At 60.1% G+C, this 19749-nt stretch carries 16 protein-coding genes; 13 read left to right on the top strand and 3 right to left on the bottom strand.

Annotated features, from left to right (window positions below; all coding sequences use genetic code 11):
* The first annotated feature begins 1 nt into the window (after position 1).
* The 6 genes from lpxA (at position 2) to ABTW55_RS02965 (ending at position 9325) form a co-directional block, all read left to right on the top strand.
* Positions 2-790, top strand: coding sequence for an acyl-ACP--UDP-N-acetylglucosamine O-acyltransferase (gene lpxA / locus ABTW55_RS02940; RefSeq protein ID WP_004931964.1), 789 nt, complete (start codon positions 2-4; stop codon positions 788-790).
* Positions 791-793: 3 nt separating this feature from the next.
* Positions 794-1942, top strand: coding sequence for a lipid-A-disaccharide synthase (gene lpxB, locus ABTW55_RS02945; protein WP_033635734.1), 1149 nt, complete (start codon positions 794-796; stop codon positions 1940-1942).
* Entirely contained in the window at positions 1939-2532 is a 594-nt protein-coding gene (gene rnhB, locus ABTW55_RS02950; RefSeq protein ID WP_033635733.1) for a ribonuclease HII, read from the top strand. The genes lpxB and rnhB overlap by 4 nt, the downstream gene beginning before the upstream one ends.
* Before the next feature lie 82 nt (positions 2533-2614).
* Complete coding sequence (gene dnaE, locus ABTW55_RS02955) at positions 2615-6103, top strand: DNA polymerase III subunit alpha (RefSeq protein WP_048321892.1); 3489 nt, start codon at positions 2615-2617, stop codon at positions 6101-6103.
* Between the two features lie 12 nt (positions 6104-6115).
* A complete protein-coding gene (gene accA, locus ABTW55_RS02960; RefSeq protein WP_004931972.1) occupies positions 6116-7075 on the top strand; it encodes an acetyl-CoA carboxylase carboxyl transferase subunit alpha in 960 nt (319 codons plus the stop codon).
* Positions 7076-7186: 111 nt separating this feature from the next.
* A complete protein-coding gene (locus tag ABTW55_RS02965; protein WP_060422216.1) occupies positions 7187-9325 on the top strand; it encodes a lysine decarboxylase LdcC in 2139 nt (712 codons plus the stop codon).
* A 27-nt stretch (positions 9326-9352) separates the two neighbouring features.
* On the opposite strand, the gene ABTW55_RS02970 is transcribed toward ABTW55_RS02965, so the two are convergent.
* Entirely contained in the window at positions 9353-9805 is a 453-nt protein-coding gene (locus tag ABTW55_RS02970) for an SgcJ/EcaC family oxidoreductase (RefSeq protein WP_197803296.1), read from the bottom strand.
* A gap of 227 nt (positions 9806-10032) precedes the next feature.
* Between ABTW55_RS02970 and ABTW55_RS02975 the strand changes: the two genes are divergently transcribed.
* The 7 genes from ABTW55_RS02975 (at position 10033) to ABTW55_RS03005 (ending at position 19234) form a co-directional block, all read left to right on the top strand.
* Positions 10033-10422 carry a VOC family protein gene (locus tag ABTW55_RS02975; protein WP_033655316.1) on the top strand — a complete coding sequence of 130 codons (390 nt, stop codon included), beginning with the start codon at positions 10033-10035 and terminating at the stop codon, positions 10420-10422.
* An 89-nt stretch (positions 10423-10511) separates the two neighbouring features.
* A complete protein-coding gene (cadC, locus tag ABTW55_RS02980) occupies positions 10512-12065 on the top strand; it encodes a lysine decarboxylation/transport transcriptional activator CadC (protein WP_060422219.1) in 1554 nt (517 codons plus the stop codon).
* Positions 12066-12434: 369 nt separating this feature from the next.
* Positions 12435-13778 carry a cadaverine/lysine antiporter gene (gene cadB, locus ABTW55_RS02985; protein ID WP_041036471.1) on the top strand — a complete coding sequence of 448 codons (1344 nt, stop codon included), beginning with the start codon at positions 12435-12437 and terminating at the stop codon, positions 13776-13778.
* A 95-nt stretch (positions 13779-13873) separates the two neighbouring features.
* Positions 13874-16012: a lysine decarboxylase CadA gene (gene cadA / locus ABTW55_RS02990; RefSeq protein ID WP_038878804.1), complete on the top strand. Its 2139-nt coding sequence runs from the start codon at positions 13874-13876 to the stop codon at positions 16010-16012.
* Positions 16013-16080: 68 nt separating this feature from the next.
* Entirely contained in the window at positions 16081-17532 is a 1452-nt protein-coding gene (dtpD, locus tag ABTW55_RS02995) for a dipeptide permease DtpD (protein ID WP_049233536.1), read from the top strand.
* Between the two features lie 56 nt (positions 17533-17588).
* Positions 17589-18920 carry a tRNA lysidine(34) synthetase TilS gene (gene tilS, locus ABTW55_RS03000; protein ID WP_049233539.1) on the top strand — a complete coding sequence of 444 codons (1332 nt, stop codon included), beginning with the start codon at positions 17589-17591 and terminating at the stop codon, positions 18918-18920.
* Complete coding sequence (locus ABTW55_RS03005) at positions 18920-19234, top strand: c-type cytochrome (RefSeq protein ID WP_049233540.1); 315 nt, start codon at positions 18920-18922, stop codon at positions 19232-19234. The genes tilS and ABTW55_RS03005 overlap by 1 nt, the downstream gene beginning before the upstream one ends.
* A gap of 50 nt (positions 19235-19284) precedes the next feature.
* Here the strand turns inward: ABTW55_RS03005 and rof are convergent, their stop codons facing one another.
* Positions 19285-19548, bottom strand: a complete 264-nt coding sequence (gene rof, locus ABTW55_RS03010) for a Rho-binding antiterminator (protein WP_004931991.1) — start codon at positions 19546-19548, stop codon at positions 19285-19287.
* The gene (locus ABTW55_RS03015) at positions 19535-19735 is read right to left on the bottom strand and encodes a YaeP family protein (protein WP_004931993.1); all 201 of its coding nucleotides are present in this window, start codon (positions 19733-19735) and stop codon (positions 19535-19537) included. Before ABTW55_RS03015 ends, rof begins: the two co-directional genes overlap by 14 nt.
* Between the last annotated feature and the right edge of the window lie 14 nt (positions 19736-19749).

Raw genomic sequence — 19749 nt, forward strand, 5'->3', positions numbered from 1 at the left:
CGTGATTGACCAAACCGCCTTTATCCATCCTAGCGCGATAGTCGAAGAAGGCGCCGTGATCGGCGCCAACGTGCATATCGGCCCTTTCTGCTACGTCGGCTCCCAGGTGGAAATCGGCGCCGGCACGGTGCTGAAATCCCACGTGGTGGTGAACGGCATTACCAAGATTGGCTGCGATAACCAGATTTATCAGTTCGCTTCCATCGGTGAAGTGAACCAGGATCTGAAATACGCGGGCGAACCGACGCGCGTTGAAGTGGGCGATCGCAACCGCATCCGCGAAAGCGTGACCATTCACCGCGGCACCGCGCAGGGCACCGGCCTGACCAAAGTGGGCAATGACAACCTGCTGATGGTCAACGTGCACGTTGCCCACGACTGCGTGGTCGGCAACGCTTGTGTGCTGGCCAACAACGCCACGCTGGCGGGGCATGTGGAAATCGACGATCACGCCATCATCGGCGGCATGACGGCGATCCACCAGTTCTGCATTATCGGCGCGCATGTGATGGTAGGCGGTTGTTCCGGCGTCGCTCAGGACGTGCCTCCATTCGTCATCGCTCAGGGTAACCACGCGACGCCGTTCGGCGTCAACGCGGTCGGCCTGAAGCGTCGCGGTTTTGACAAGGATGAAATGCAGGCGATCCGCAACGCCTACAAGATCCTGTATCGCAGCGAGAAAACGCTGGATGAAGCGAAAGCGGAAATCGAAGCCCTGGCCAAAGAACAGCCGGTGGTGCAGCAATACCTCGATTTCTTTACCCGTTCCACCCGCGGTATTATTCGCTGAGTTATGTCGAATCGTCCATTGACTATCGGATTGGTCGCCGGAGAAACCTCCGGTGACATTCTCGGCGCCGGTTTGATCCGCGCGCTCAAGGCGCAGATCCCCGACGCGCGTTTTGTTGGCGTCGCCGGCCCGCTGATGCAGGCCGAAGGATGTGAAGCCTGGTACGAAATGGAAGAGCTGGCGGTAATGGGCGTGGTGGAAGTGCTCGAGCGTTTGCCACGCCTGTTGAAGATCCGCAAGGATCTTACCCGCCGCTTCGGCGAGCTGCGGCCGGATGTGTTTGTCGGCATCGACGCGCCAGACTTCAACATCACGCTGGAAGGCCGCCTCAAGCAGCGCGGTATCCGCACTATTCACTACGTCAGCCCTTCCGTGTGGGCCTGGCGGCAAAAGCGCGTTTTCAAAATTGGCAAAGCCACCGATCTGGTGCTGGCCTTTCTCCCTTTCGAAAAAGCGTTTTACGATCGTTTCAACGTGCCCTGCCGGTTTATCGGCCACACCATGGCGGACGCCATGCCGTTGCAGCCCGATCGGCTGGCGGCGCGCGCTCAGCTTGGCATCGATCCGCAGGCGCGCTGCCTGGCGTTGCTGCCGGGCAGCCGCGGCGCCGAAGTCGAGATGCTGAGCGCCGACTTCCTCAAGACCGCGCAGCTGCTGCGCACCCGTTATCCCGAGCTGGAAGTGGTGGTGCCGCTGGTCAACGCCAAACGGCGCGAGCAGTTTGAGCGCATCAAGGCGGAAGTGGCGCCGGATCTGACCGTACACCTGCTGAACGGTCAGGGGCGCGAGGCGATGATCGCCAGCGACGCGGCGCTGCTGGCATCCGGCACGGCGGCGCTGGAGTGCATGCTGGCCAAGTGCCCGATGGTGGTGGGCTATCGCATGAAGCCGTTCACTTTCTGGCTGGCGCAGAAGCTGGTGAAAACGCCTTACGTTTCGCTGCCGAATCTGCTGGCGGGGCGCGAGATCGTTACCGAGCTGCTGCAGCATGACTGCGTGCCGGACAAACTGGCCGCCGCCGTGATGCCGCTGCTGGAAGAGAGCCCGCAAACCGAAGCGCTGAAACAGACTTTCCTTACCTTGCACCAAAGCATCCGTTGCGGTGCGGACGAACAGGCTGCTCAGGCTGTGTTGGAGCTGGCGAAAGCATGATTGAACCCTTTATCTATCCCGCTGCCACGCTGATTGCCGGCGTGGACGAAGTGGGCCGCGGGCCGTTGGTCGGCGCGGTGGTTACCGCCGCCGTGATCCTCGATCCGGCGCAGCCGATCGTCGGGCTGGCGGATTCCAAGAAACTCAGTGAAAAACGCCGCCTGGCGCTGTATGACGAAATCGTCGCCAAGGCGCTCTCCTGGAGCCTGGGGCGCGCCGAGCCGGCGGAAATCGACCAGCTGAACATTTTGCACGCCACCATGCTGGCGATGCAGCGGGCGGTGGCCGGGTTGCATATCGCGCCGGACATGGTTTTAATCGACGGTAACCGTTGCCCGAACCTGCCGATGCGTTCGCAGGCGGTGGTGAAGGGCGACAGCCGCGTGGCGGAGATCAGCGCGGCGTCCATTCTGGCGAAGGTCACGCGCGATCGTGAAATGGCCGCGCTGGACAGCGAGTTCCCGGACTACGGTTTCGCGCAGCATAAGGGTTACCCGACCGCCTTCCACCTGGAGCGGCTGGCCGCGCTGGGCGCCACCGAGCATCACCGCCGCAGCTTCGCGCCGGTGAAAAGGGCGCTGGCGCTGTAGCCTGCGGGCCTGGTTGACCAGGCCCGACGATAGCATTAACCCGGGTTCAGCCTGCTGAGCCCCTTCAATCAGGTATCTGGAGATGGCCGAACCTCGTTTTATTCACCTGCGCGTCCACAGTGACTATTCCATGATTGATGGATTGGCCAAGACGGCGCCGCTGGTGAAAAGAGCCGCCGCGTTAGCCATGCCTGCTCTGGCAATCACCGATTTCACCAACCTGTGCGGGCTGGTGAAGTTCTACGGCAGCGCGCACGGCGCCGGGATCAAACCGATCATCGGCGCGGATTTCCATGTGCAAAGCGAAGAGCTGGGCGACGAGCTGGCTCAGCTGACGGTGCTGGCCAGCAACAACGAAGGCTACCAGAACCTGACGCTGCTGATTTCCCGCGCCTATCAGCGCGGCTACGGCGCCGCCGGCCCGATCATCGATCGCGACTGGCTGATTGAACATCGCGAAGGGCTGATTCTGCTCTCCGGCGCGCGTCAGGGCGACGTCGGCAAGTTTCTGCTGCGCGGCAACCAGGCGCAGGTGGATCAGTGTCTGGACTTCTACCAGCAGCACTTCCCGGACTGTTACTACCTGGAACTGATCCGCACCGGCCGCCCGGACGAAGAGAACTACCTGCATGCGGCGGTGGCGCTGGCCACCGAGCGCGGTTTGCCGGTGGTGGCCACCAACGACGTGCGCTTCCTGGTGGAAGATGACTTCGACGCCCATGAAATTCGCGTCGCCATCCACGACGGCTTTACGCTGGACGATCCCAAGCGGCCGCGCAACTACAGCCCGCAGCAATACATGCGCAGCGAAGACGAGATGTGCGAGCTATTCGCCGACATCCCCGAAGCGCTGCTGAACAGCGTCGAAATCGCCAAGCGCTGCAACGTCACCATTCGCCTCGGCGAATACTTCCTGCCGCAGTTCCCGACCGGCGACATGAGCACCGAGGACTTCCTGGTACTCAAATCGAAAGAGGGGCTGGAAGAGCGTCTCGAGTTCCTGTTCCCCGATCCTGAAGTGCGCGCGCAGCGCCGCCCGGAATACGACGAGCGTCTGGACGTCGAGCTGAAGGTGATCAACCAGATGGGGTTCCCCGGCTACTTCCTGATCGTGATGGAGTTTATCCAGTGGTCGAAGGACAACAACGTGCCGGTGGGCCCGGGGCGCGGTTCCGGCGCCGGTTCGCTGGTGGCCTATGCGTTGAAAATCACCGACCTCGATCCGCTGGAGTTCGACCTGCTGTTCGAACGTTTCCTGAACCCGGAACGTGTCTCGATGCCCGACTTCGACGTCGACTTCTGCATGGAGAAGCGCGATCAGGTAATTGAGCACGTGGCGGAGATGTACGGCCGCGAAGCGGTATCGCAGATCATCACCTTCGGCACCATGGCGGCGAAAGCGGTTATCCGCGACGTGGGCCGCGTGCTGGGGCACCCGTACGGCTTCGTCGATCGCATCTCCAAGCTGGTGCCGCCGGATCCGGGCATGACGCTGGAAAAAGCCTTCGCTGCCGAACCGCAGCTGCCGGAAATTTACGAGGCAGACGAAGAGGTCAAGGCGCTGATCGACATGGCGCGCAAGCTGGAAGGGGTGACGCGTAACGCCGGTAAACACGCCGGGGGCGTGGTGATAGCGCCGACCAAAATCACCGACTTCGCGCCGCTGTACTGCGACGCCGAAGGGCAGCACCCGGTGACCCAGTTCGATAAGAACGACGTGGAATACGCCGGGCTGGTGAAGTTCGACTTCCTCGGTCTGCGCACCCTGACCATCATCGACTGGGCGCTGGAGATGATCAACGCCCGGCGCGCCAAGACCGGGCTGGAGCCGATCGACATCGCCGCCATTCCGCTCGACGACAAGAAAAGCTTCGACATGCTGCAGCGCTCGGAAACCACGGCGGTGTTCCAGCTTGAATCGCGCGGCATGAAAGACCTGATCAAACGTCTGAAGCCCGACTGCTTCGAAGACATGATCGCACTGGTGGCGCTGTTCCGTCCGGGGCCGCTGCAGTCGGGGATGGTGGATAACTTCATCGACCGCAAGCACGGCCGCGAAGAGATCTCCTACCCGGACATCCAGTGGCAGCACGAGTCGCTCAAGCCGGTGCTGGAACCCACCTATGGCATCATCCTGTATCAGGAACAGGTGATGCAGATTGCCCAGGTGCTGGCGGGCTATACGCTGGGCGGCGCGGACATGCTGCGCCGTGCGATGGGTAAAAAGAACCCGGTCGAGATGGCCAAGCAGCGCGGCGGCTTTGAAGATGGCGCCAAAGCGCGCGGCATCGACGGCGAACTGTCGGTGAAAATCTTCGACCTGGTGGAGAAATTCGCCGGATACGGCTTCAACAAATCGCACTCCGCCGCCTATGCGCTGGTGTCGTATCAGACGCTGTGGCTGAAAGCGCACTACCCGGCCGAGTTTATGGCGGCGGTGATGACCGCCGATATGGACAACACCGATAAGGTGGTGGGGCTGGTGGACGAATGCTGGCGCATGGGGCTGAAGATCCTGCCGCCGGACATCAACAGCGGCCTGTATCACTTCCACGTCAACGACGACGGCGAGATCGTTTACGGCATAGGCGCCATCAAGGGCGTGGGGGAAGGGCCGATCGAAGCCATCATCGAGGCGCGCAACAGCGGCGAGCAGGGTTACTTCAAAGACCTGTTCGATCTCTGCGCGCGCTCAGACATCAAGAAACTGAACCGCCGCATTCTGGAAAAACTGATCATGTCCGGCGCGTTCGATCGCCTCGGGCCGCACCGCGCCGCGCTGATGAATTCGCTCGGCGACGCGTTGAAAGCGGCGGATCAGCATGCGAAAGCCGAAGCGATCGGCCAGGTGGATATGTTTGGCGTGCTGGCGGAAGCGCCGGAGCAGGTGGAGCAATCCTACGCCAATATCGCGCCCTGGCCGGAGCAGGTGGTGCTGGACGGTGAACGGGAGACGCTGGGGCTGTACCTGACCGGCCACCCGATCACCCAGTACCTGAAGGAGATCGAACGTTACGCCGGTGGCCAGCGTTTGAAAGACATGCACCCGACGGATCGGGGCAAAATGACCACCGCCGTCGGGCTGGTGGTCGCCGCGCGGGTGATGGTGACCAAGCGCGGCAACCGCATCGGCATCTGTACATTGGATGACCGTTCGGGCCGCCTGGAAGTGATGTTATTCACCGAAGCGTTAGAAAAATACCAGCATTTGTTGGAAAAAGACCGTATCCTTATCGCCAGTGGACAGGTCAGCTTTGATGACTTTAGCGGCGGGCTTAAAATGATGGCCCGCGAGGTAATGGACATCAGTGAAGCCCGGGAAAAATACGCTCGCGGGCTTGCTATCTCGCTGACTGACAGGCAAATTGATGACCAGCTTTTGAACCGTCTCCGTCAGTCGTTGGAACCCCATCGCTCGGGGACGATTCCAGTGCATCTCTACTATCAACGGGAAGATGCGCGAGCCAAGCTGCGTTTTGGCGCAACCTGGCGCGTGACGCCCACCGACCGCTTGTTGATCGACTTGCGGACGTTGGTAGGCAATGAGCAGGTGGACTTGGAATTTGACTAAAATAGGAATGCTATGAGTCTGAATTTTCTTGATTTTGAACAGCCGATTGCAGAGCTGGAAGCGAAAATTGACTCGCTGACTGCAGTCAGCCGTCAAGACGAAAAATTAGATATTAATCTGGACGAAGAGGTTCAGCGCCTGCGTGAAAAGAGCGTTGAGCTGACGCGCAAGATTTTTGCCGATCTTGGGGCCTGGCAGATTGCCCAATTGGCACGCCACCCGCGCCGTCCTTATACCCTGGATTATATCAAACACATCTTTACCGACTTCGAAGAGTTGGCGGGCGATCGTGCTTACGCCGACGACAAAGCGATCGTCGGCGGTATTGCGCGCCTGGATGGCCGCCCGGTGATGATCATCGGGCACCAGAAAGGCCGTGAAACCAAAGAGAAGATCCGCCGCAACTTCGGCATGCCGGCGCCGGAAGGCTACCGCAAGGCGCTGCGCCTGATGGAAATGGCCGCGCGCTTCAAGATGCCGATCATCACCTTTATCGATACCCCGGGCGCTTATCCGGGCGTGGGCGCGGAAGAGCGCGGCCAGTCCGAAGCCATCGCGCGCAACCTGCGTGAGATGTCGCGCCTGAACGTGCCGGTCATCTGCACCGTCATCGGCGAAGGCGGCTCCGGCGGCGCGCTGGCGATCGGCGTGGGCGATAAGGTGAACATGCTGCAGTACAGCACCTACTCGGTGATTTCGCCGGAAGGCTGTGCCTCCATCCTGTGGAAGAGCGCCGATAAGGCGCCGCTGGCCGCAGAAGCGATGGGCATCACCGCGCCGCGCCTGAAAGAGCTGAAGCTGATCGACTCGGTGATCCCGGAGCCGCTGGGTTCCGCGCACCGCGACGTGCCGGCGATGGCCGCCGCGCTGAAAGCGCAGCTGCTGGCCGATCTGAAAGATCTGGACGGCCTGAACGACGAAGAGTTGCTCAACCGCCGCTACCAGCGTCTGATGAATTACGGCTACTGCTGAGTTCTGTGCTTCGCTGCAAGAAACCGCCTCCGGGCGGTTTTTTTTTGGCTACACACCACCGGATTTTCGTGGTGTTATAGAGACTTGGCCGTTAACTGACAGGAGCTGCCGATGAATATCATCGCCATCATGGGCCCGACGGGCGTCTACTACAAAGATGAGCCGATCCGCGAGCTCCACGCGGCGCTGGCCGCCATGGGATTCCAGCTGGTGTACCCCAAAAACAGCGGTGATCTGCTGAAGCTGATCGAAGCCAATGCCCGCATTTGCGGGGTGATCTTCGACTGGGACGACTACAGCCTGGAGGTGTGCAGCGAAATCAACGAGCTGAACGAATACCTGCCGCTGTACGCCTTTATCAATACCCATTCCACCTTCGACGTCAGCCTGCATGAAATGCGCATGGTGCTCTATTTCTTCGAGTATGGCCTGAATGCGACGGACGATATCGCGCAGCGCATCCAGCAGTACACCGCGGAATACATCGATACCATTACGCCGCCGCTGACCAAGGCGCTGTTCAACTATGTGCGCGAAGGGAAGTACACCTTCTGCACGCCGGGCCACATGGCCGGCACCGCGTTTCAAAAAAGCCCGGTGGGCTGCCTGTTCTATGACTTTTTCGGCGCCAATACCCTGAAGGCCGACATCTCGATTTCGGTTACCGAGCTCGGTTCGCTGCTGGATCACACCGGGCCGCACCTGGAGGCCGAAGAGTATATCGCGCGCACCTTCAACGCCGAGCAGAGCTATCTGGTCACCAACGGCACCTCCACCGCCAACAAGATCGTCGGCATGTATTCGGCGCCGGCCGGCAGCACCGTGCTGATCGACCGCAACTGCCACAAATCGCTGTGCCACCTGCTGATGATGAGCGATATCGTGCCGATCTATCTGCGCCCGCTGCGCAACGCCTACGGCATCCTCGGCGGCATTCCGCAGCGCGAGTTCACCCGCGAAAGCATCGCCGCCCGGGTGCAGGAGACCGAGAACGCCACCTGGCCGGTGCATGCGGTGATCACCAATTCCACCTATGACGGCCTGCTGTACAACACCGACTACATCAAGCAGACGCTGGAGGTGCCATCGATCCACTTTGACTCCGCCTGGGTGCCTTACACCAACTTCCATCCGATTTACGACGGCAAGAGCGGCATGAGCGGCGAGCGGGTGCCCGGTAAGGTTTTCTACGAAACCCAGTCTACGCACAAGCTGCTGGCGGCCTTCTCGCAGGCCTCGATGATTCATATCAAGGGCGACTACGACGAGAGCACCTTCAACGAAGCCTACATGATGCACACTACCACCTCGCCGCACTACGGCATCGTGGCGTCGATGGAGACCGCGGCCGCCATGCTGCGCGGCAACCCGGGGCGCCGCTTGATCAACCGCTCGGTGGAGCGCGCGCTGCATTTTCGCCGTGAAGTGCAGCGGCTGCGCGAGGAGAGCGACAGTTGGTTCTTCGACATTTGGCAACCGGAAGAGATCGATGAGGCGCAATGCTGGCCATTGGATCCGGACGACAACTGGCACGGCTTCGGCCAGACCGATCGCGATCACATGTACCTCGATCCGATCAAGGTGACGATCCTGACGCCGGGCATGAACGAGCTGGGTGCGCTGGAGGAGGAAGGGATCCCGGCGGCGCTGGTGGCGAAGTACCTCGACGAGCGCGGCATCGTGGTGGAGAAGACCGGGCCGTACAACCTGCTGTTCCTGTTCAGCATCGGCATCGACAAAACCAAGGCGATGAGCCTGCTGCGCGGCCTGACCGACTTCAAGCGCGCCTACGATCTCAATCTGCGGGTGAAGAACATGCTGCCGGATCTGTACGCCGAGGATCCGGATTTCTATCGCAACATGCGCATTCAGGATCTGGCCGCCGGCATTCATCGCCTGATCTGCCAGCACGATCTGCCGCGCCTGATGCAGAGGGCGTTCGACGTGCTGCCGGAAATGAAGCTGACGCCGCACCAGATGTTCCAGGAGCAGGTGCGGGGCAACGTGGAAACCTGCGAGCTGGATCAGCTGGTGGGCAAGGTGGCGGCCAATATGATCCTGCCGTATCCGCCGGGCGTGCCGCTGGTGATGCCGGGGGAAATGATTACCGAAGAGAGCCGGGCAGTGCTCGATTTTCTGCTGATGCTGTGCTCGATCGGCGAGCGCTATCCCGGTTTTGAAACCGACATCCACGGCGCCAGGCTGACGGAGGACGGGCGCTATCTGGTGAAGGTGTTGAAGCCTTCCTGATATCGGGCGTAGCGCGGTTTCCGGCGGTCAGCTTTCCGGCATGACGGAGGAGTGATGAGTGGAGATTTTCCACTCGTCACCGTCCCAGGCATAGGTAAAGGTATAACGCGCCGATACCGTCGATTTGTCTGCGAACGTAAAGGCATAGATGCCGGTATCTATCGCGGTGTTGCAGCCAAGGCGTATGGTGCGGCTTTTAATGTTGCCCACCGGTCTTTTCGCCAGAAAATGTCTGAAGTAATCCACCCGTTCGGCATTCGTCAGCCGCATCTTGTTGGAAAGCGTGGGGAGCAACACCGCATCGTCCAGATAAGTATTTGCGACTTTTCGCGCTTCTCCACTCTGTAAAGCGGTATTCCACTGCTCGAACAACCCCTCGATTTGGAGCCGGTCTGTTTTTACGCAAACGGGCGCCGTCGTTGCCCAAACCGAAGTGGAAATACACATTAACGAACCGATGACACCGGGGCGCATTTTCATACCTGTTCCTTTATTCAGGTGAGTTTTGTTGCCGTCATGGCGTGAATAGGCGGCAAATAAATTCAATACTAATATAATTTCGTATTGTAATTATCAAAAATAATTTGAATGTTACGGCGGGATTGTATGAGAGCGCAAATGGGGGAGAACAGCAGATAAGATTGACCGTTGACGGCATCACTGCCGCCGGATACCTTGCCTCATCAGACCGAACAGGAGAGGCCGCCATGCTGGCGTTACGTCAGGTACACCATATCGCGATCATTGGCGCGGATTACGCCGCCAGCAAGCGTTTTTATTGTGACATTCTCGGATTCACCCTGCTGAGCGAGGTCTACCGCGAGGAGCGCGACTCCTGGAAAGCGGATCTGGCGCTCAACGGGCAATACGCCATCGAGCTGTTTTCTTTCCCTTCGCCGCCGGCTCGCGTCAGCCGCCCGGAGGCCTGCGGCCTGCGCCATTTGGCGTTCAGCGTTGACGACATTGACCAGGCCATCGCCCATCTGCAGGCGGCCGGCGTCGCCTGCGAACCGGTACGCGTCGATCCTTACACCCAATCCCGCTTTACCTTTTTCAGCGATCCCGATGGTTTACCGTTAGAATTATACGAGAGTTAACGGCTTAATCGCCTCCCGGCGGCCACAGCCGGGGGCGGTTATGCTATGATCGCGCCCTTGCCCTACATGCCTACAGAGTTATTTCCGCCATGCAAGAGCCTGCTTTTCGCGTCGGGGAGTGGCTGGTTACCCCTGCCGACAACACCATCAGCCGCGACGGACGCCTAAAAACGCTGGAACCGCGCCTGATTGACATGCTGTGCTATTTCGCCCGCCATCCGGACGTGGTGCTGAGCCGCGACGAGCTGATCGACAACGTCTGGAAGCGCAATATCGTCACCAACCACGTGGTGACCCAATGTATTTCGGAGCTGCGCAAATACCTGAAAGACGGCGACAGCGACAGCCCGGAATACATTATCACCGTGCCCAAGCGCGGATATAAGCTGGCGACGTCGGTGATCTGGTGTGAAGAGGGGGAGACGCAACCCGCTCCCGCACCGGCGCCGCAGATTGCGGTGATCATGCATGAACCGGAAGACGGCAGCGAGGAAGACGAGACGCCGTACGTGCCGCCGCGCCGGGCAAGCGCGCCGGTTGCCGCGCCCGGCGAAAAGAAGCCGCGCTTTTATCGCCGCTCAACCTTCTGGGTGTGGCTGGCGTTTCTGGCGGCGCTCAGCGTCTGCGTGGCGTTTGTCGGCATCGCCACGCTGTCGCAGCGCGTGCCGGTATCGACCATGCCGGTGCTGCTCAACCCGCGCGATATCGACATTCGCATCCAGGGCGGCGAGAGCTGCAGCAACTGGATGCCGCAGCTCTCCTATGTGGTGGGCGTCAGCGAGCTGATCACCGATTCGCTGAACACCTACTCGACCTTCCTGGTGCACGACCAGACCAACTACAACTATTCCGGCCCCAGCAACTCGGGCAAGTCGCTGTATATCGAGTTTGTCAATCAGCGCCACTACCGCGCCCAGCAGTGTTTCCTGTCCGTGCGGCTGGTGGATAACGCCGACAGCTCAGTCATGCTGGACAAGCGTTACTTCATTACCGCCGATAACCAGCTGAAGATCCAGACTGACTTCCTCTCCAGCCTGTCCGCAGCGCTGAAGCAGCCCTGGCCGCCACAGCTGGAGCAGCGTCTGGCGCAGCTGCTGCCCGACAACGGGCCGCTGCTGCAGCGCTTCTACCAGGCGCATCAGTTGCTGATCCTCGGCGACGCCGATTCGTTGACCCGCGCCAGCGCCCAGTTGAGCGAGTTGATTAAAAGCGCGCCGAACTTCCACTACCTGCTGGCGGAAAAAGCGCTGGTGGACCTGCTGCGCAATTCTTATCAACCGTTCGACAGCCAGGCCTTGGCGCAACTGCGCGCCGATATCAGTCATTTGGCGACCATCCCCGAACTGAAAAACACGCCAATCATGCAGCAAGTTTTGGCGGTAGATGCATTGACGCAGGGGCGCATTGACGAGGCGCACCGGGCGATCGATCTGGGGATTGAATTGCAAATGTCGTGGCTGAATTATGTGTTGCTGGGGAAAGTGTATGAAATGCAGGGGCAGAATCATTTGGCGGCGGATTCTTATATTACCGCATTCAATCTTCGCCCCGGCGAGGACACATTGCATTGGATCACCAATGGCGTATTCCAGACGTCGTTGACCAACGTGGTGCCTTATTTAAATAACTATCAGCGCCAATAATTAACCGCTATCACGCCGCCATTATTCTCCGGGGATCATGGCGGCGTTATTTATTGGTAAAGTCATGTTGCATGAATGTATTATTTTTCTGCGCAATATTGCTCTTTTTTTGCCGTTTGTTATGCGTGATTAACCTCGCTATTTTGCTGTTTTTAAATGATGTTTATCTTTTCTTTAGCTTACCTTTTTATCTTGATGTGTTAATGAAAAACCTCAGGTTATCATTTGTATGATCATGAGCGTAATCTCACTTTATCTTTAGGACTTTATTCCCCCCGATGGTTAGCATCCTGACTATCAAGCCGGCTCATTAAAATCTTTCATTTATGGGTGTGGCTTATAAGAAACGTAAATCAGGAGAAACTGACCATGGCTTCACCCAAGAAAATAGGGCTTATTGCCTGCACCGGCGTCGTCGCCGGTAATATGATGGGGAGCGGGATTGCCTTATTGCCCGCCAACCTGGCGAGTCTCGGATCTATCGCCATTTGGGGATGGGTGATCTCGATTATCGGGGCGATGTCGCTGGCCTATGTGTATGCCCGCCTCGCCACCAAAAACCCGCAGCAGGGCGGCCCTATCGCTTATGCGGGTGAAATTTCCCCGGCCTTCGGTTTCCAGACCGGCGTGCTTTATTACCATGCCAACTGGATCGGTAACCTGGCCATCGGCATTACCGCCGTTTCTTATCTCTCCACCTTCTTCCCGGCGCTGAATAACCCGGTACCTGCCGGCATCGCCTGTATCGCCATCGTGTGGATCTTCACCTTCGTCAACATGCTGGGCGGAACCTGGGTCAGCCGTTTGACCACCCTGGGCCTGGTGCTGGTGCTGATCCCGGTGATCGTGACTGCCACCCTCGGTTGGCACTGGTTTGACGTCGCCACCTACCAGGCTAACTGGAATACCTCCGGTACCACCGACAGCCATGCGGTGATTAAAAGTATCCTGCTGTGCCTGTGGGCATTTATCGGTGTGGAATCCGCAGCGGTCAGCACCGGCATGGTGAAAAACCCGAAACGCACCGTGCCGCTGGCGACCATGCTTGGCACCGGCCTGGCGGGCATTATCTACATCGCCGCCACTCAGGTGATCAGCGGTATGTTCCCGGCGTCTGAAATGGCCGCCAGCGGCGCGCCGTTCGCCATCAGCGCCTCGGCGATTATGGGCAACTGGGCCGCACCGATGGTTTCCGCCTTCACTGCCTTCGCCTGCCTGACGTCGCTCGGTTCGTGGATGATGCTGGTCGGCCAGGCCGGGGTACGCGCCGCCAACGACGGCAACTTCCCGAAAGTGTACGGCGAGCTGGATAAAAACGGCATTCCGAAGAAAGGCCTGCTGCTGGCCGGCTGCAAAATGACCGCGCTGATGGTGCTGATCACCCTGATGAGCTCCGCCGGCGGCAAAGCGTCCGACCTGTTCGGCGAACTGACCGGCATCGCGGTGCTGCTGACCATGCTGCCTTACTTCTACTCCTGCGTAGACCTGATCCGCTTCGAAGGGGTCAACGTGCGCAACCTGCTGAGCCTGATCGCTTCGGTGTGCGGCTGCGGTTTCTGCTTCATCGCGCTGATGGGCGCCAACTCATTCGAACTGTCCGGCACCTTTATCATCAGCCTGATTATCCTGATGTTCTACGCCCGGAAAATGAATACCCGCCAGGCTGCCAACGCCGCGGCGGTCGATGAAAACACCACGGCCAAAGCGCACTGATTCGCGTCCGCTGACCGACTGAATTTACCCAGCCCCTTTCTTTCCGACCTGTCAGCCGCGACGGGAAGGGGCTTGCTTTGCCAGGAGAAATGCATATGAACGTTATCGCCATCATGAATCACATGGGTGTCTACTTCAAAGAAGAGCCTATCCGTGAACTGCATCAGGCGCTGGAAAGTCTGGATTTCCGCATCGTTTACCCTAACGATCGCGAAGACCTGCTGAAACTGATCGAGAACAACGCCCGCTTGTGCGGGGTGATCTTCGACTGGGACAAATACAACCTGGAGCTGTGCGAAGAGATCAGCCAGCTGAACGAATACATGCCGCTGTATGCGTTCGCCAACACCTATTCGACGCTGGACGTCAGCCTGAACGATCTGCGCATGCAGGTGCGCTTCTTCGAATATGCGCTCGGCGCGGCAACCGACATCGCCGCCAAGATCAAACAGAACACCGACGAGTACATCGACACCATCCTGCCGCCGTTGACCAAGGCGCTGTTCAAATACGTGCGCGAAGGCAAATACACCTTCTGTACGCCGGGCCACATGGGCGGCACCGCGTTCCAGAAGAGCCCGGTGGGCAGCCTGTTCTACGATTTCTTCGGCCCGAACACCATGAAGTCGGATATCTCGATTTCGGTGTCCGAACTGGGATCGCTGCTGGATCACTCCGGCCCGCACAAAGAGGCGGAAGAGTACATTTCCCGCGTGTTCAACGCCGAACGCAGCTACATGGTCACCAACGGCACCTCCACCGCCAACAAGATCGTCGGCATGTATTCGGCGCCGGCGGGCAGCACGGTGCTGATTGACCGTAACTGCCACAAGTCGCTGACTCACCTGATGATGATGAGTGACATCACGCCGATCTACTTCCGCCCGACCCGCAACGCCTACGGCATCCTCGGCGGCATTCCGCAGAGCGAGTTCCAGCGCGCCACCATCGCCAAACGCGTGAAGGACACCCCGAACGCCACCTGGCCGGTACACGCGGTGATCACCAACTCCACCTATGACGGCCTGCTGTACAACACCGACTTTATCAAGAACACCCTGGACGTGAAGTCTATCCACTTCGATTCCGCCTGGGTGCCTTACACCAACTTCCACCCGATCTATAAAGGCAAGTGCGGCATGAGCGGCGGCCGCGTGGAGGGCAAGGTGATCTATGAAACCCAGTCCACCCACAAACTGCTGGCGGCCTTCTCGCAGGCTTCGATGATTCACGTGAAGGGCGATATCAACGAAGAAACCTTCAACGAAGCCTACATGATGCACACCACCACCTCGCCGCACTACGGCATCGTGGCGTCGACCGAAACCGCCGCGGCGATGATGAAAGGCAACGCCGGCAAGCGCCTGATCAACGGCTCCATCGAACGCGCGATCAAGTTCCGCAAAGAGATCAAACGCCTGAAAGTCGAGTCCGACGGCTGGTTCTTCGACGTCTGGCAGCCGGAACATATCGATGAGCCGGAATGCTGGCCGCTGCGCTCCGACAGCGCCTGGCACGGCTTCAAGAACATCGATAACGAACACATGTATCTCGACCCGATCAAGGTCACCATTCTGACGCCGGGGATGAGCAAGGAAGGCGAGATGCAGCCGTTCGGCATCCCGGCCAGCATCGTGGCGAAATACCTCGACGAACGCGGCATCATCGTCGAGAAAACCGGGCCGTACAACCTGCTGTTCCTGTTCAGCATCGGCATCGACAAAACCAAGGCGCTCAGCCTGCTGCGCGCGATGACCGACTTCAAACGCTCGTTCGATCTGAACCTGCGGGTGAAAAACATGCTGCCTTCGCTGTATCAGGAAGCGCCTGATTTCTATGAAAACATGCGCATTCAGGATCTGGCGCAGAACATTCACCGCCTGGTGGAGCAACACAACCTGCCGGACCTGATGTATCGCGCGTTCGAAGTGCTGCCAACCATGGTGATGAACCCGTACCAGGCGTTCCAGAAAGAGCTGCACGGCGAAGTGGAAGAGGTTTATCTGGAAGAGATGGTCGGCAAGGTCAACGCCAATATGATCCTCCCATACCCACCGGGCGTGCCGCTGGTGATGCCGGGCGAAATGCTGACCGAGGAGAGCCGGCCGGTGCTGGAGTTCCTGCAGATGCTGTGCGAAATCGGCGCGCATTATCCGGGCTTTGAAACCGACATTCACGGCGCCTATCGTCAGGCGGACGGACGTTATCGGGTGAAAGTGCTGAAGGCGAAATAACCGCAGCCAATAACAGGGGAGGCGCTCGCGCTTCCCCTTTGCCGTTCACCGACTGATGGGAGACCTCCATGAAAACACCCTCACAGCCGCGCGCAATTTACTATGTCGTAGCCATACAAATTTGGGAATATTTCAGCTTTTACGGCATGCGTGCGTTACTGATTCTCTATCTGACCCACCAACTCGGCTATACCGACAGCCACGCCATCGATCTCTACAGCGCTTACGCTTCGTTAGTTTACGTCACTCCTATTTTGGGCGGCTGGCTCGCCGACCGCCTGCTGGGCAATCGCGTCGCAGTGATCGCCGGCGCGGCGCTGATGACGCTGGGGCATATCGTGCTCGGCCTGAGCGCGGTCTCCGCCCAGTCGCTCTATCTGGCGCTGGCCATCATCATCTGCGGCTACGGCCTGTTCAAATCCAATATCAGCTGCCTGCTGGGCGAACTGTATCCGGCGCACGACTCGCGCCGCGAAGGGGGCTTCTCGCTGCTGTACGCCGCCGGCAACGTCGGATCTATTTTGGCGCCGATCGCCTGCGGGTTGGCGGCCGAGCGCTATGGCTGGCACGTCGGCTTTGCGTTGGCCGGGATCGGCATGTTCGCCGGCCTGGCGATCTTCCTGCTCGGCGGGCGCCACTTCCGCCATACCCGCGGCGTGAATGCACCGCTGATGCGCGCCAAAAGCCTGGGTTTGCCGCACTGGGGTTGGCTGTTGGCGGCGCTGCTGGCATCGCCGCTGTTCTTCACGCTGCTGTTTGTGCACGACTGGGCCGGCTATTTGCTCGGGCTGGTGTGCGTGGCGGCGGTGGTGCTGGTGGCACGCATTATGCTGCGTGCGGACGCCGGCCAGCGCCGGGGGCTGTGGCAGATCGTTGTGCTGATGCTGCTGGGCACGCTGTTCTGGGCTTTCGCCCAGCAGGGCGGCAGCTCCATCAGCCTGTTTATCGATCACTTCGTCGATCGGCGCTGGTTCGGTTGGACGGTGCCGACCGCGCTGTTCCAGTCGGTTAACGCCTGTGCGGTAATGCTGGGCGGCGTGGCGCTGGCATGGCTGGCGAGCGGCGACGGTGCGGGCGATCGCACGTTGCGCATCTGGTGCAAGTTCGCCTTCGGTCTGCTGTTGATCGGCGTCGGCTTTACGCTGATGGCACTCAATACGCGGCTGCACGGGCCGGGATCGATGGGGCTGATGATCGCCGGCCTGGCGGTGATGGGCTTCGCCGAACTGTTTATCGATCCGGTGGCGATGGCGCAGATCACCCGGCTGAATATCCCCGGTGCCACCGGCGTACTGACCGGTATCTATATGCTGGCGACCGGCTCGATCGCCAACTACCTGGCGGGCATTATCGCCAATCAGACCGCCGAGGATCACATCGAGGGGGCGGCGATGCAGGCGTATGGCCGCATTTTCGCCCAGATTGGCTGGGGAGCGGCCGGATGCGCGCTGGCGGTGATCGCGGTACTGGGTGGCTGGTGGTTGCTGACGCGGCGCCAGGCACGGACGGTTAATGCTTGATTGATGACGGTAGGCGGGGTTAACGTGCAGCTATGTAGAAGTGACAAAGCCGACCGATGAATACTGATCAATTAACGACGCGGGTGGCAGACCAGTTGGGCGCGCAGCAGCGGCTGCTGGTGGCGTTCAGCGGCGGCCTGGATTCCAGCGTACTGCTGCATGTGCTGGCGACGTTGCGCCGCCGGCGTCCGGGAATGCAACTGCGCGCGCTGCATGTGCATCACGGCCTGAGCGCCTTCGCCGACCGCTGGGTTGAGCATTGCCGCAGCCGCTGCGCCGACTGGCAGATCCCGCTGACGGTGACGCACGTGCAGGTGGACGCCCGCCAGGGCGGCATCGAGGCGGCGGCGCGCGCGGCGCGCTATGCCACCTTCAGCGCCGCGCTAACGGAGGGCGAAGCGCTGCTCACCGCCCAACACCTCGACGATCAAAGCGAAACCTTCCTGCTGGCGCTCAAGCGCGGCAGCGGGCCGGCGGGGCTGTCGGCGATGGCGGCGCGCGCGGCGTTGGGCGAGCACCTGCTGTTGCGGCCGCTGTTGGGTTGCTCACGCCAGACGCTGGAAAGCTACGCGCAACGCCACGCCTTAACCTGGATAGATGACGACAGCAATCAGGACACGCGCTTCGATCGCAATTTCCTGCGCTTGCAGGTGTTGCCGCAGCTCAACCAGCGCTGGCCGCACTTCGCCTCGGCGGTGGCGCGCAGCGCCGGCCTGTGCGCCGAGCAGGAGCAGCTGCTGGACGAACTGCTGGCGGAACCGCTGCAAAGCCTGTTGGCGGCGGATCGCTCATTGGCGATCGACGGCCTGACGGACTGTTCGCCGGTGCGGCGCTTCGCCTTGCTGCGGCGCTGGATCGCGTTGTTTAACGTCACCATGCCGGCGCGTGAGCAGCTTCAGCGCCTGTGGGAGGAGGTGGCGCTCAGCCGGGAGGATGCCGAACCGCAGCTGCAGCTCGGCGCCTATCAGATTCGCCGTTTCCGCGGCCGGTTGCACCTGTTGCCGCCGCTGGCGGCGCTGCGCGATGTGCATCTGCCCTGGCAGCCTGACGAGCCGCTGGCGCTGCCGGACGGGCTGGGGCGGCTTGTCGCGGGTGAGGGCGAGCTGGCGCTGCGCGCGCCGCAGCCGTCGCAGCGGATCAGCATTCGTTTCGGCGGCGTGCAGGGCGCGGTGCGCATCGTGGGGCGCGCCCATTCGCGGCCGATAAAAAAATTGTGGCAGGAGCTGGGGATCCCGCCCTGGCAGCGTGAACGCATCCCGTTGATTTATTATGATGAGCAGCTGATCGCCGCGCTGGGCGTATTCGTCTGTGAGGCGGGGCAGGTGCCGGAAGGCGAACGTCCGTGGCGGCTGCGCTGGGAAAAAAATCATAATCGAGAGGAGCAATAATGAAGTTTGTGGGGATCACGCTGTTGGCCGCCGGCCTGTTCAGCCTGCCGGCGTTGGCGGCGGGGGATGCGGTGGCCGGCCAGGCGAAAGCCGCCGCCTGTGCTGCGTGCCACGGCGCGCAGGGCAAGGTGACGGTGCCGATGTACCCGAATCTGGCCGGGCAGAACGCCATGTACCTGCAGCACGCGCTGCAGGCGTACAAGAAAGGGGAGCGCAACGGCGGCCAGGCCGAGGTGATGAAGGCCTACGTCTCGGGGCTGTCGGATGACGATATCGCCGATCTGGCGGCCTTTTACGCCAGCCTGAAGCCGTAAATGACGAGGGCAGCCGTTGGGCTGCCCTGTTGGGATGGGGTTACCGCTGCTCAGTCCGACAGACTGACGACCACGGTACCGATTTCCGGATGACTGAAACTGCTGATATGGTCCAGACGCAGGTCGCGCTGCTGGCCGTTCTGTTCGATGGTCAGATACTCAACGCGTTTCTTTTGCAGCAGGTCGATCGCCTTGGCCTCGATCACTTCTCCGTCGCGTAACTCCAGCTTCAGAATAAGTTTATGCTGACAGGCGAGTTCCAGGTTGTCGTAGTCATCGCAATTGATGGGTTGGTACTCATCATTCATCAACATAGTCGCTCACCAATAAGTTAGCGGCGGCAAAGGCCGCCTGTTCCCTAACGGAGGACGGTAGCGCATCGTTCGCTGCGACATCGTCCAATGCCTTTAACGCACAAGCCAGCGCATCGGGCACGTAGCCAAGATCTCCACTGCCAATCTCGGCGTAAGTACGGCGTACTAACTCACAGTATTGTTGCACAGTTTCCTCCCTTA

It is taken from the genome of Serratia sp. SM04, assembly GCF_040280225.1.
GTDB lineage: Bacteria > Pseudomonadota > Gammaproteobacteria > Enterobacterales > Enterobacteriaceae > Serratia > Serratia sarumanii.